This is a genomic window from Campylobacter concisus, from assembly GCF_003049705.1.
GTDB lineage: Bacteria > Campylobacterota > Campylobacteria > Campylobacterales > Campylobacteraceae > Campylobacter_A > Campylobacter_A concisus_AR.
Genome location: NZ_PIRF01000004.1, coordinates 196,256 through 209,432, shown reverse-complemented (window position 1 = coordinate 209,432; position 13,177 = coordinate 196,256). Strand labels below are relative to the sequence as shown.

Sequence of the window (13,177 nt, the reverse complement as noted above, 5' to 3'; positions counted from 1 at the left end):
GACATTACAAATAAAAAATCACAAAAACAAAAAGCTTTGAGGTCATGAAAAAAATAGTTTTTTTACGTATCAATCCAAATGCAGTCGGTGGTGCCGAACGCTATTTAAGAAGGCTTGCCAAAGCCCTAAAAGACGTAGGTATAGACACATCTATACGCTCATATCTAGGAGAGACTAGGATCTCGTCATGGAAAAAGGCTTTGAGATTTAACGCACAGGTAAAGCGCCAGAAACAAAGTGATGAGGTATATTTTAGCTTGGAGCGAGTGAGTTGTGCAGATATTTATAGAGCAGGGGACGGTGTGCATAAAATTTATCGTGCTACAAAGCCATTTTGGTGGGTTAATCCTCTAAATTTTGTCTATCCATATCTAGAAAAGCGTTGCTTTAAAAATTCTGAAAAGATAATCGCAAATTCAAACTACATAAAAGAGCAAATCATCTCAGCTTACGGTATTGATGAGTCAAAAATCGTTACCATTTACAACGGTATAAATTTGCCACAAAAGGTAGAAAAAGGAGAAGCAAAACTTAGCGTATGTGAAGAATTTGGACTTGATTACAATTTACCAATTGTGCTTTTTGTCGGAAATGGCTTTAAAAGAAAAGGAGCAAAGGACTTTTTGCTTCTTGTCTCAAAGCTAAAAACGCCAGTAAATGCACTAATAGTAGGCAAAGATAAAAATTTAAATTCATATAAGAAGCTAGCAAAAAAGCTAAAGATAAAGGCATTTTTTATAGGTGAGCAAAAAATGACTGCAAAATTTTATGAAGCAAGCGATATTTTTATATTTCCAACACACTATGAGCCATTTTCAAATGTCGTTCTAGAGGCACTTAGCTTTAAAAACATTGTCTTTACAACGGCTCAAAATGGGGCAGCTGAAATTTTAGAAAATCGTTTTATCATGCGTGAACCAAATGATGAAAGTATACTGGAGCTAGTGGAGCAGGTGCTTAATGATAATGACATGATGAGAGAGCTGCAAGAGAAGTCATTTTTACTTTCACAAAAATTTAGTATAGAAGAAAATGCAAGCAAAACTCTTAAAATCATAAACGAAGTGCTAAATTTGGAGCAAAAGTGAGAGTATTTATAGAGCTTCCAACTTGGCTTGGAGATGCTGTGATGGCGAGTGCGGCGATAGAAAATCTAAGTAAAAATGCTAAAAATATTGTATTTTTTGGCTCTTATGTGGCCTGTGAGCTTTATAAATCACATCCAAAGTGCGAAAAAGTAGTAATTGATGATAGTAAAAAGCAAAGCTCAAGATATCTAAGCCTTATAAAAACAGCTAGAAAGCTTGGAAAATTTGATATCGCTATTAGTTTTAGAAGCTCGTTTGCTAGTAAATTTTTGCTATTTTTTCTAAAAGCAACGCAAAAATTTTGCTTTAAAAAGAGTAGCGAGAGCTTGCATCAGGTGCAAAAATATCTAAATTTCATAAAGCAAGGCCTAAATTTAAAAGAAATTTCAAACGAACTAAAAATTTATTATGAAGCCAAAAAAAGCGAGCAAAAACTCCTCGTGCTAAATCCAGGTGCTAGCTACGGAAGTGCCAAGAGATGGTATCCGCACTATTTTGCGGAGGTTGCACTTCATTTTAAAGATGAATTTGATGTAAAGATCACTGGCTCAAAAGCTGAGCTTGAAATTTGCAATGAAATCGAGCAAATACTCTTACAAAATGGTATGAAATGTGAAAATTTGGCTGGAAAAACGAGTATAAAAGAGCTTTGTGAACTAATAGGCTCTATAAAAAATGGTATCTTTTTGACAAATGATAGTGGTCCTATGCATATCGCAGCTGCCTATAAAGTGCCACTTGTGGCTCTTTTTGGACCGACTAAATTTAAAGAGACTAGCCCATGGCAAGATGAAAGCGCAAAGATAGTGCATTTAAATTTAGAGTGTATGCCATGCATGAAGCGAGTGTGTCCCATAAAAACACATGCCTGTATGAAGGAGCTCATGCCAAAAATAGTTATCACTGAAATAGAGCTATTAAGAAAGAAATTAAATTTTTGAAATTCTAAAAATATTAAATATATACATACAAAATTAAAAATTTTAGTTTTTATTTGACTACATTTTTACTAAATATTTGACATTGGTTATCAATATAGCTATAATCACGCAAAAATTTTTACTAAGAAGGTATTATGGAGCTAATTAAACATCACATTGATCATGTAATTATTGCGATTTTAGGCATTATGAGTTTTTTTGTGCTTTGGTATACGATTGAGCGTATTATTTTTTATTCACGCGTTGATATAAAAGGCTACAAAAGTATCGAATCGCTTGAAGAGGCACTAACCAAAAATTTAACCACACTTTACATTATCTACTCAAATGCACCATATATAGGACTTCTTGGTACAGTTGCTGGAATTATGATCACATTTTATGATATGGGTATAGCAGGCGGAATCGATACTAAAAGCATAATGGTCGGACTCTCTCTTGCGCTAAAAGCAACTGCTTTTGGACTACTTGTGGCGATACCAACTTTGATGATTTACAATGGTTTTGTCAGAAAAGTAGATGTAATGCTAAATAGATACAAGGCTGAAAATGCGTCTAAATAAAAAAGATGGGTTAAATATTGTCCCATTTATTGATATTATGCTTGTTTTGCTTGCTATCGTGCTTAGCATTTCGACTTTTATTGCTCAAGGCAAGATAGCTATTGATCTTCCAAGTGCAAACAGTGCTGAGCAAAGTAAAGAGGACGATAAAAAGGTAAACGTAGTAATTGATAAGGATAATAAATTTTTTATAGATGATGTAGAAATTTCTGAGAAAGAACTTAAAGATAAGTTAAATGCAGTTGATATAAAGACATTGATCGAACTAAAAAGCGATAAAAATTCGAAATTTGATAGCTTTGTCAAAGTAATTGATATATTAAAAGAGAAGGGCCACGAAAATTTTGCAATCCAAACAATCTCTGAATAAAATTTCAAATTACAGCGGCTTAGCTGTTTCGCTTATAGTGCATGGAGCAGCAGTATATTTTTTGCTTTCACATAATTTTGATGAGATAAAAATAGGAGAGCAAAAACCGATAAAAATAGCTCTTAATTCATTTACTCCAGTGCCACAAGTCTCAGCACCTCAAATAGCGGAGCAAATGCTTATCCCAGAGCCAACTCCACCAGCTCCACCGCCACCACCAGAGCCACCAAAACCTGAGCCAAAGCCAGAACCAAAACCTGAACCTAAAAAGGTGGAAAAACCAAAGCGTGAAATAAAAAAGGTAGAGCCTAAAAAAGAGAAAAAAATAGAGCCCAAGCCTGAACCGGTAATTGCTCAGCCAGTGCAGCCTATTGTACCGCCAGCCAGTGTAAATACAAATTTGCCAGCCAATAACAAGTCTATCGCTGCAGCTCCAGTTCAAAATATAACACCTGAGCTAAATTTATCAAATTCACAAGGCGATGAAGATTTTACGAAAGTTATAATCGCAGTTAAGAGGCATAAAAGTTACCCAAATAACGCTAGGCGTATGAAGCATCAAGGCGTTGTAGAAGTTAGGTTTTTACTTAAGCAAGACGGTAGTATAGATGAACTTAAAGTTAGTAAAAGCTCTGGTTTTGAGTCGCTTGATAATGGTGCTTTAGAAAATATTCAAAGAGCAAGTTCTGAGTTTCCAAAGCCTAAGCAAGATCGTTACCTTCGTTTCCCTATTTCGTATACACTAAAATAAATTACAAGCTTATTTAAGCTCGTAATTTATTAGAATTTCTTTTTATATTTTAAATCAAAATAGAAAAACATAACTTATTTTATTTAAAAAGCATGTATTTTAAACTTGCTTTAAATATTAAACATGTATAATCTGACTTTCTTTAACGGGTGGTTGGATAGCTCAGTCGGTAGAGCAGCAGACTGAAAATCTGCGTGTCGGCAGTTCGATTCTGCCTCTAACCACCATTAACCTTTCCTTAAACATCAATCATTTTTCTCTTGGTTCTATTAAATTTCGTATTTACAAGACTTCTAGGTTATTTATAAAATTTAAATAAATTTTTGTTATTAATAAATTTAAAATATAACAATGCTATTTTCATTTTATATATTCTAAGACAAATAAAATCTTCAAGATCAAATAAAAAATTTGTAAGAGATAATCTTATAAATTTTATCCTAAATAAGCCTTATTAATCAAAATGTTATATTTGTATCAAATTATCCTTAAAATATAAGTTTAATCTAAATCCATAAGAGATATAATCTTGATTAAATTTATATTAACTTAGGAGGTTTCATGGATTTTCTCATGAATTTAAGTGAAGGCATGCAGTTTGCTATACAGCTTCTCATCGTCCTTATCTGTTTGTTCTACGGAGCTAAAAAAGGCGGTATCGCACTTGGTATGCTAGGCGGTATCGGTCTTATAGTTCTTGTTTTTGGATTTAACATCGAGCCTGGTAAGCCAGCTATTGATGTTATGCTAACTATCCTTGCTGTTGTTGTGGCAAGTGCTACGCTTCAAGCCAGTGGTGGCCTTGATGTTATGCTTCAAATAGCAGAAACTATACTTAGAAAAAATCCAAAATATGTAAGTATCTTGGCTCCTTTTGTAACATGTACGCTTACTATTTTATGCGGCACTGGACACGTTGTTTATACCGTGCTTCCTATCGTTTATGATATTGCTATCAAAAATGGTATCCGCCCAGAGCGACCAATGGCAGCAAGCTCGATAGCTTCACAAATGGGTATCATCGCTAGCCCAGTTTCAGTTGCTGTTGTAACTCTTACAAGCTTTCTTATTAATGCTAAAACTCACCTAGCTGGCTTTGATGGGTATTTAGATCTTTTAAAGATTACAATTCCATCAACATTTTGTGGCGTTTTGGTGGTAGGAATTTTTAGCTGGTTTAGAGGCAAAGATCTTGATAAAGACGAAGTATTTCAAGCAAAGCTTCAAGATCCTGAGTTTAAAAAATATGTTTATGGCGATAGTGCGACACTTTTAGGCAAAAAGCTTCCTGGCTATCAATGGGCTGCGATGTGGATATTTTTAGGCTCTATCCTTGTAGTTGCGCTTCTTGGATATTTTAAAGATCTTCGTCCAAGCTGGACTACTTACAAAGACGCAACGGTCGTTCAAGTAATAGCTAACCTCCCAACTGAGCAAAAAGTCTTAAAAACCTTAAAAATAAAAGATGCTAGCATCCAAACAGAGGCGGCTGAGTTAAAAGTAGCAAACGATAAGCTAAATGCTAACCAAAAAGCTCAATCGGTCAAAATCATCGGCAAAGATGCAAATCAAACTCTTACTCGCACAGCTGATGGTGCAGTAACATATATAAATGAAAAAGGCGCAAAAGAAGAATTTCAAGGTGCTTACATCAATATAAGTAACAAACAAGCATCTTCAAAGAGCTTAAGCATGGTTCATGTCATCCAAATTTTCATGCTTTTAACTGGCGCTATCATTTTAATCTTTACACCAACAGATGCTAGCAAGATCGGTAAAAACGAGATATTTAGATCAGGCATGATCGCTCTTGTTGCAGTATTTGGTATCTCTTGGATGGCTGAGACTATGTTTGCAGTGCATACTCCGATGATGAAAGAGGCGCTAGGAAGCATCGTAAAAGAGCACCCTTGGACTTATGCGGTTATGCTCTTGATTATCTCAAAATTTGTAAATTCTCAAGCTGCAGCCTTGGTTGCATTTGTGCCATTAGCATTAAATATTGATGTTAATCCTGCTATCATTCTAGCCTTTGCGCCAGCTTGCTACGGATACTACATCCTACCAACATATCCAAGCGACCTTGCGGCTATTCAGTTTGATAGAAGCGGTACGACACATATAGGTAAATTCGTTATCAATCACAGCTTTATCATTCCGGGTCTTATTGGCGTTATATCCTCTTGTATATTTGGCTATATTTTTGCAACTGCTTTTGGATATCTATAATAGATAAATTCTCTTGCTGCTAGTAACTTCTAGCAGCAAGAGTAGAATTTATCAAAGCTTATCTTTAAATTTTTGTTTATTGCTCATATAAACGAAGCTTAGCACCTCGGCTACGGCTCTAAAAAGATGTGCTGGTATCGTATCATCGACTTCACAAATTTTATAAAGCTCTCTTGCGAGTGGCGGGTTTTCATAAATTTGCACACCATTTTCAACGGCTATTTTTTTGATTTGTAGCGCTAAAAAATCAACACCTTTGGCAAGTATTATCGGTGCTTCGTCGCGACTTTTATCATATCTTATCGCCACGGCGTAGTGAGTAGGGTTTGTGATGACTACGTCAGCTTGTGGGATATTTTGCATCATTCTACGCTTGGCTGCACGCATTTGTGCTTGACGAATTCTGCCTTTTACCTGCGGATCTCCTTCCATTTGCTTATACTCATCTTTTATCTCTTGCTTGCTCATACGAAGGTCTTTAAAGTATTGAAAACGCACAATGAGAAGGTCGATAAGTCCGATCACGAAAAGTATAAAAAGCATAACGCTAACTAGGATAATGAGCTTTTCTTTTAGCCAAGCAAGCTGATCAAACATAGAAAAAAAGAGCGTGTGTGGCAACTCCTTTATAAACTGCAAGAAAAAATAAAATCCAACTCCAAAGACGATGCTAACTTTTAGCACGATTTTAATGCTATCTATCACTTTTTTCATCGAAAATAAATTTTTTAGCCCTTTTAGCGGGTTTATCTTGCCAAAATTTGGCATTATAGGTTTTGTGGTAAAGATAAATCCAAACTGCATTACATTTGCGATGACACCAGCGATCGCCACACAGGTACAAACCGGAAGTATCATAAGAAGCGACCTTGCAAAGGTATTTACGACGATCATTTTTACAGTTGGCAAGGTAAGTGGCTGACCGATAAATTTTGAGTAATAGATATAAAGTGAGATGATCTGTTCTTTAATAAAATTTAGCATTGCAAGTATTACGCCAATAGCGATGACAAGGGTCACGAACCCAGCCAGGTCCTGACTTTTGGGAACGTTGCCGTCTTTTTTGGCATCTTCTATCTTTTTGGGGGTCGCTTCTTCGGTTTTTTCCTGATCTTCGCCTGCCATCTTTATCCCATACTTGCTTAAATTTGGGGCGATTATAGCCAAAATGCGGTTAAAATATCCGCTAAAGCCACCTTTCGCACGTGGAAAATTAGGCGTTTTTGGCTAAAATTAGCAAAAATAAGGGGTAAACAAGATATTGTTTTTAGAGCCAAAAAGCGTAAAAAATTTAGGTGAGTATGCAAAAATTTATGCTGAGCTAAAGGAGAGAAAATCAAGTGATTACGACTTTTTGTGTGAGCCTATACATGCGCTTTTTTCAAAAACCGAATATTATGACTCTTTACTTGAAAAGTACCTAGAAGACGGCGATGTTGAGGCACTGAATGATCTCATCTTTTAGTAAGCTACCCCCCCCCCATGATGTAGTGGCAGATATGATCAGTGTGAGAGACTCTTTCAAGGCAAAATTCCTAAGCCAAAACCCTATTTTACTTTACCGCCTGAGCTAGAACCGATAAATGTGATCTTAAGCGCACCAGTAGCTAAAACTCTGATATATCAGCCACATTTACCAAATGACAAAACATTTTTTCTGGATCATAGCTCTATGATAAGAAATTTAGCCGACGAGATCATAAAATCAGGGTCATTAAAGTAGAATTTATAAACTTTTGGCTAACATTCACACCTTACAACCAATAAAGCTCCATAAATCTTTTGCAAAAAAGTGCTTTTTGGTCTTACCAAATTTTAGAAAGGTAGAGTATGTCAAAATACGCTATATTTAAGCATGGCGGTAAGCAATATCGTGTTAGCGAGGGCGAGTACCTTAAGCTAGACCACTTTAGTGCTGAAGCTAAATCAACCGTTGAGATTACAGAAGTTTTGGCTGTAAATGACGGCGAAGTAAAGGTAGGTGCGCCATTTGTAAAGGGTGCAAAAGTTGTTCTTGAGGTCGTTAATGAAGGCAAAGACAAAAAAGTAGTTATCTACAAAAAACGCAGACGTAAAGACTCAAAACTAAAACGCGGCTTTAGAAGACAATTTACACGTGTAAAAGTCGTAAGTATCGCAGCTTAAGGAGATAAGATATGGCACACAAAAAAGGTCAGGGTTCAACCCAAAATAACCGTGATAGTATCGGACGCCGATTAGGTGTTAAGAAATTTGGTGGTGAGTTCGTTCGTGCTGGAAATATAATCATCCGCCAAAGAGGAACAGCAACTCACGCTGGAAATAACGTAGGTCTTGGCAAAGATCACACAATTTTTGCGTTAGTCGATGGCTTTGTAAAATTTGAAAGACTTGATAAAAACAGAAAAAAAGTATCTGTTTATCCAGCTGCATAATCTCAGGGGCAATTGCCCCTTTCTTTCTTAAAACTATTCAAAAATTAAAATTTTTATTTAGTGTTTAGAATTTTTCAAATAGCTGTTTGAGAGAAATTTTAAATCAACCATAGCTTTATATTTTAGGCTTTATACTGATTGTCTTTGCTTTATTCTAGACAAGATATCACGATTTAATTTCAGTAAAGTTAGATATAATCCAAATAAAAATTTAAGGTAAAAAATGTTTATAGATAGTGCAAAATTGACTCTAAGTTCGGGGCATGGTGGAGCTGGAGCTGTGAGTTTTCGCCGTGAAAAACACGTCATTTTAGGTGGTCCTGATGGCGGAGATGGCGGAGATGGCGGAGATGTTTATTTTGTTTGTGACAACAATACCCATACTTTAGCAAATTATAAGGGTAAAAGAGCCATGAAGGCTGGCAATGGTGAAGCTGGCATGGGCAAGCGAATGACTGGCAAAAAGGGCGAAAATTTAGAACTCATAGTCCCTCCTGGTACAGCTGTTTATGATGCACAGACAAATGAACTACTCTGTGATATAGTTAGTGAGGGTCAAAAGACGCTATTTTTAAAGGGCGGTAAAGGTGGACTCGGAAATTTTCACTTTAAAAGCTCTATCAACCAAGCTCCAGAATACGCACAAAAAGGTATGCCTGAAGAGAGTATTGAAGTAAGGCTCGAGTTAAAGCTCATTGCTGATGTTGGTTTGGTGGGCTTTCCAAATGTTGGTAAATCAACGCTTATTTCAACAGTATCAAACGCCAAACCACAGATCGCAAACTACGAATTTACAACGCTTACGCCAAAGCTTGGCCTTGTTGAGGTCGATGAGTTTAGTGGCTTTGTCATGGCTGACATTCCTGGTATTATCGAGGGGGCGAGCGATGGACGCGGTTTGGGCGTTAAATTTCTAAAACATATCGAGCGAAATAAAATTTTACTTTTCATGATAGACGGAGCAAATTATAGAAGTATGAGCGAGCAGTTTAGTGTGCTAAAAGAAGAAGTTGCTAAATTTTCAAGCGTGCTTGCCAGCAGGGACTATGCTATCGCGATCACCAGAGTCGATGCGGCGGAAAATTTAGATGAAAATATAAAAGAATTTATAAAATTTTTAAAGCTAAAGCCAGAGCAAAACGGTAAATTTATCTACAAACAAGATTTACTCAGCTTTGATCATTCAAAACCATATTTTATTTTGCCGATCTCATCAGCGACAAATGAGAACATCGACGAGCTTAAATTTGCACTTCTTGAGCTACTTAAAAATGAGCTTTGAGTTGCGACTTTTTAGCGCTTTGAACATAGAAATTTAAGAACATAAAATGAAGAAAATTTTTTGCATTATGCTATTTTACTTTAGCGCATATAGCTGTGATCCGGCGGATCCGGCGTATATGTTTTTGGATTACAATGACATAGATCGTGACGGCATGCTAAATTTAGATGAATGGACGGCTTGCAAGGTGCCACCAGGACTAAAAATAGCACCAGATCTATGCACTAGTGAGGAATTTAAAAGGCTGGATCTTGATCGTAGTGGCAAAGTTAACATTAATGAGCTAGGAAATTTGACATTTCAAAAGATTAACTGGCAAGAAGATCCATGCGCCTCTTGGTTGACTGGCAGTAAAAACGTAGATCAAAATAAAAGTCGTTGAAATTTAAAGGAAAAGTGATGAATGTAGTTTTTATGGGGACGCCTGATTATGCTGTTAGGATACTTAGGCATCTAAAAGAGGCTGGCTTTAACATAAAAGCAGTCTTTACCCAGCCTGATAAACCAGTTGGTAGAAAGCAGATTTTAACCCCAAGCGAGGTTAAAATTTACGCGCAAAACGAGCTAGCTGGAGTGCCAGTCCTTATGCCAAATACGCTAAAAGATGAGGCGGTAGTTGCCGAGCTAAAGGCATTTGAACCCAAATTTATCGTAGTGGCAGCTTATGGCAAAATTTTGCCGCAAAGCGTGCTTGACGTGGCGACTTGTATAAATTTACACGCCTCGATCTTGCCAAAATATAGAGGCGCAAGCCCCATTCAAAGCGCGATCCTAGCAGGCGAGAAGCAAACTGGCGTCACAGCTATGCTAATGGATGCTGGCCTTGATACTGGCGATATGCTAGACTTCATCTACACGCCTTGCGAGAGCAAGATGTCAAGCGGGCTTTTTAGTGAGCTAGGCGAGCTTGGCGGCGAGCTAATCGTAAAAGTGCTTAAAAATTTTGAAAATTTAAAGCCACAAAAACAAGACGACGCGCAGGCCTCGCACTGCAAAAAGATAAGCAAGAGCGACGGGCTTTTTAGCTTTGATGAAGAGGCGGGGCAAATTTATAATAAATTTCGCGCGCTCACACCTTGGCCAGGGCTTTATCTGGCAAGTGGGCTAAAAATTTTATCGCTTGAGCTAAGCGAAAAAAGTGGCAAAAGCGGAGAAATTTTAAGCATAGAAAAAGATCACGTTGTGGTAGCTTGCAAGGGTGGAGCGGTCAAAATTTACGAGCTTCAAGAGCCAAGCAAAAAGCCAACAAACGCAAAAGCCTATATAAATGGTAAGCGCCTTAGCGTTGGCGATGAATTAAAATAAATTTAAAGGAGCGGTTATGAAAAATGCACTTAGTATAGCAGGTGTTGATCCAAGTGGCGGAGCTGGAGTTTTAGCTGATATAAAGGTCTTTATAGCACACGGTGTATATGCGATGGGAGCGATTACGGCGGTCACTGCTCAAAATACAAAGGGTATATTTGGCATGCAACTAGTTGATACTAAGCTCATCGAGGATCAGATAAGAGCGATATTTGATGATATAAGAGTTGATGTGATAAAAATAGGCGTTGTCCCAAGCGTTGAGATAATCAAAAGCGTCGCAAAAACGCTAAGAGAGATCAAAAATTTACCGCCAGTCGTGCTTGATCCTGTAATGAGCTGTAAAAATGGCGACATCTGGCTAGAGGGAGCTGCAAAAGATGCGATCGTGGAGGAGATATTTCCACTTGCGAGCGTGATCACGCCAAATATCTTTGAAGCGCATGAAATTTTAAAGCATGAGCTAAAGGGCGAGAGTGAGCTAAAAGAGGCTTGTAAGGATCTTTTGAAATTTGGTACAAAAAGCGTCTATCTAAAATGTGGCGAACTTAATGGCAAGTCGCTTGATATATTTTATGATGGCAGTGAATATGAAATTTTTAGTGATGAGCGCATAAAAACGACTGCTACTCACGGTTCAGGCTGCTCGCTATCAAGCGCTATAGCTTCAAATTTAGCAAATGGCCAAAGCCTAAAAGAGAGCGTAAAAAATGCGCATGATTATATCTTTAACGCTATCAAAAACGCGGTTATCATCGGTGGCGGACAAAATCCGGTAAATCACTTCTATAAATTTAAGGTGTGATTTGAAAGTAGAGTTTTTTCAAAGTCTACCCTCGACACAGGAATTTTTGATAGAAGCCCTAAAAAACGGCGAGATAAAAGCTCCGTATATGGTTGTGACGTATAATCAAACCAAAGGCATCGGCAGCCGCGGCAACAGCTGGGAGGGACTTGGCGGAAATTTATTTATGTCATTTTGCATAAGCGAAGATGAGCTGCCAAGCGATATACCTCCGCCCTCGATCTCGATATATTTTTCTATGTTGATGCGTGAAGTCTTGAGCGAACTTGGCTCAAAGTGTTGGCTAAAATGGCCAAATGACTTTTATGTGGACGAGCGCAAAATAGGCGGCACTTTGACAAATAAAGTGGATGAAATTTACATTTGTGGTATGGGGATAAATTTAGCTAGCGCGCCCGAAAATGCGGGCATTTTAGACATAAAAACTAGCGTAGATGAGCTAGTTTGGGGCTTTGTTAGCATGCTTGATAAAAAGATTTTATGGAAGCCAATTTTTAGCAAATTTAGGATAGACTTTTGCAAGTCAAAAAGTTTTATTACGCATATTGCAAATAGAGCTGTTTCGCTTCAGGATGCTGAAATTTGCGAGGATGGAGCGATATTATTAAACGGGGAAAAGGTATATTCGTTAAGATGAGCGAGATAATAACAATAGCTAATCAAAAAGGCGGCGTTGGCAAGACCACAACAGCCGTAAATTTAGCCGCGTCACTGGCAGTTGCTGAGAAAAAAGTATTATTAATAGACATCGATCCGCAGGCAAATGCGACAACCGGACTTGGCTTTAGTAGAAGTGACTATGAGTTTAATATCTATCACGTCTTAACAGATAGGAAAAAGCTCTCGCAAATAGTGCTAAAAACTGAGATCCCAACTCTTTTTCTAGCTCCATCAAACATCGGACTTGTTGGCATCGAGCAAGAATTTAACGACCAGAGCAAGGACTATAAACTAATCCTTAAAAACAAAATTTCAGAAGTTATAAACGATTATGATTTTATCATCATCGATAGTCCTCCGGCACTTGGCAGCATAACGATAAATGCTCTTAGTGCAAGCGATAGTGTGATCATTCCTATTCAGTGCGAATTTTACGCGCTTGAGGGCTTAGCACAGATCCTAAACACTGTAAAGATCATCAAAAAAACGATAAATCCAAAGTTAAATATAAAGGGCTTTTTACCGACCATGTTTAGCTCGCAAAACAATCTCTCCAAAGAGACCATTGCTAATTTAAAGCAGCATTTTGAAAATAAGCTATTTAAGAGCAAAGACGGCAAAGAGGAATTTGTGGTAGTTCCAAGAAATGTTAAACTTGCTGAAAGCCCAAGTTTTGGTAAGCCAGTGATACTTTATGATATAAAATCACCAGGCTCTATCGCATATCAAAATTTGGCATATTGTATTTTAAACTAAAAAATAAGGAAAA

16 protein-coding genes and 1 tRNA gene are annotated in these 13,177 nt (G+C 37.3%); 16 read left to right on the top strand and 1 reads right to left on the bottom strand.

What is annotated here, in order from left to right; genetic code table 11:
* Positions 1–44: 44 nt before the first annotated feature.
* From CVT05_RS06030 to CVT05_RS06000, 7 genes are all read left to right on the top strand, one after another.
* On the top strand, positions 45–1,088 hold the full coding sequence (locus CVT05_RS06030) for a glycosyltransferase family 4 protein (protein ID WP_107698155.1): 1,044 nt from the start codon (positions 45–47) through the stop codon (positions 1,086–1,088).
* Positions 1,085–2,029 carry a lipopolysaccharide heptosyltransferase II gene (gene waaF, locus CVT05_RS06025; protein WP_107698154.1) on the top strand — a complete coding sequence of 315 codons (945 nt, stop codon included), beginning with the start codon at positions 1,085–1,087 and terminating at the stop codon, positions 2,027–2,029. The genes CVT05_RS06030 and waaF overlap by 4 nt, the downstream gene beginning before the upstream one ends.
* A gap of 134 nt (positions 2,030–2,163) precedes the next feature.
* Entirely contained in the window at positions 2,164–2,592 is a 429-nt protein-coding gene (exbB, locus tag CVT05_RS06020) for a TonB-system energizer ExbB (protein ID WP_107698153.1), read from the top strand.
* Positions 2,579–2,962, top strand: a complete 384-nt coding sequence (gene exbD / locus CVT05_RS06015) for a TonB system transport protein ExbD (RefSeq protein WP_107698152.1) — start codon at positions 2,579–2,581, stop codon at positions 2,960–2,962. The genes exbB and exbD overlap by 14 nt, the downstream gene beginning before the upstream one ends.
* Positions 2,937–3,713: an energy transducer TonB gene (locus tag CVT05_RS06010; RefSeq protein ID WP_107695491.1), complete on the top strand. Its 777-nt coding sequence runs from the start codon at positions 2,937–2,939 to the stop codon at positions 3,711–3,713. Before exbD ends, CVT05_RS06010 begins: the two co-directional genes overlap by 26 nt.
* Before the next feature lie 151 nt (positions 3,714–3,864).
* Positions 3,865–3,940 (top strand) — tRNA-Phe (locus CVT05_RS06005).
* 334 nt (positions 3,941–4,274) lie between these two features.
* Positions 4,275–5,942, top strand: coding sequence for an anaerobic C4-dicarboxylate transporter (locus tag CVT05_RS06000; RefSeq protein WP_054196208.1), 1,668 nt, complete (start codon positions 4,275–4,277; stop codon positions 5,940–5,942).
* A 51-nt stretch (positions 5,943–5,993) separates the two neighbouring features.
* On the opposite strand, the gene flhB is transcribed toward CVT05_RS06000, so the two are convergent.
* On the bottom strand, positions 5,994–7,067 hold the full coding sequence (flhB, locus tag CVT05_RS05995; protein ID WP_107698187.1) for a flagellar biosynthesis protein FlhB: 1,074 nt from the start codon (positions 7,065–7,067) through the stop codon (positions 5,994–5,996).
* Between the two features lie 136 nt (positions 7,068–7,203).
* Between flhB and CVT05_RS09520 the strand changes: the two genes are divergently transcribed.
* From CVT05_RS09520 to CVT05_RS05950, 9 genes are all read left to right on the top strand, one after another.
* Positions 7,204–7,407 (top strand): hypothetical protein, encoded by a 204-nt coding sequence (locus CVT05_RS09520; protein WP_234400563.1) that lies wholly within the window; start codon positions 7,204–7,206, stop codon positions 7,405–7,407.
* Between the two features lie 365 nt (positions 7,408–7,772).
* Positions 7,773–8,087, top strand: coding sequence for a 50S ribosomal protein L21 (gene rplU, locus CVT05_RS05985; protein ID WP_021090648.1), 315 nt, complete (start codon positions 7,773–7,775; stop codon positions 8,085–8,087).
* 11 nt (positions 8,088–8,098) lie between these two features.
* Positions 8,099–8,356 carry a 50S ribosomal protein L27 gene (gene rpmA / locus CVT05_RS05980; protein ID WP_002942569.1) on the top strand — a complete coding sequence of 86 codons (258 nt, stop codon included), beginning with the start codon at positions 8,099–8,101 and terminating at the stop codon, positions 8,354–8,356.
* 223 nt (positions 8,357–8,579) lie between these two features.
* Positions 8,580–9,638, top strand: coding sequence for a GTPase ObgE (gene obgE / locus CVT05_RS05975; protein ID WP_107698151.1), 1,059 nt, complete (start codon positions 8,580–8,582; stop codon positions 9,636–9,638).
* Positions 9,639–9,684: 46 nt separating this feature from the next.
* Entirely contained in the window at positions 9,685–10,020 is a 336-nt protein-coding gene (locus CVT05_RS05970; protein WP_107698150.1) for a GDP-mannose dehydrogenase, read from the top strand.
* Positions 10,021–10,037: 17 nt separating this feature from the next.
* The gene (gene fmt, locus CVT05_RS05965) at positions 10,038–10,943 is read left to right on the top strand and encodes a methionyl-tRNA formyltransferase (RefSeq protein WP_103649120.1); all 906 of its coding nucleotides are present in this window, start codon (positions 10,038–10,040) and stop codon (positions 10,941–10,943) included.
* Positions 10,944–10,959: 16 nt separating this feature from the next.
* Entirely contained in the window at positions 10,960–11,748 is a 789-nt protein-coding gene (gene thiD, locus CVT05_RS05960) for a bifunctional hydroxymethylpyrimidine kinase/phosphomethylpyrimidine kinase (RefSeq protein WP_107698149.1), read from the top strand.
* 1 nt (position 11,749) lies between these two features.
* The gene (locus CVT05_RS05955) at positions 11,750–12,385 is read left to right on the top strand and encodes a biotin--[acetyl-CoA-carboxylase] ligase (protein ID WP_103649118.1); all 636 of its coding nucleotides are present in this window, start codon (positions 11,750–11,752) and stop codon (positions 12,383–12,385) included.
* Positions 12,382–13,164, top strand: a complete 783-nt coding sequence (locus CVT05_RS05950) for a ParA family protein (RefSeq protein WP_103648162.1) — start codon at positions 12,382–12,384, stop codon at positions 13,162–13,164. Before CVT05_RS05955 ends, CVT05_RS05950 begins: the two co-directional genes overlap by 4 nt.
* The last annotated feature ends 13 nt before the right edge of the window (positions 13,165–13,177 follow it).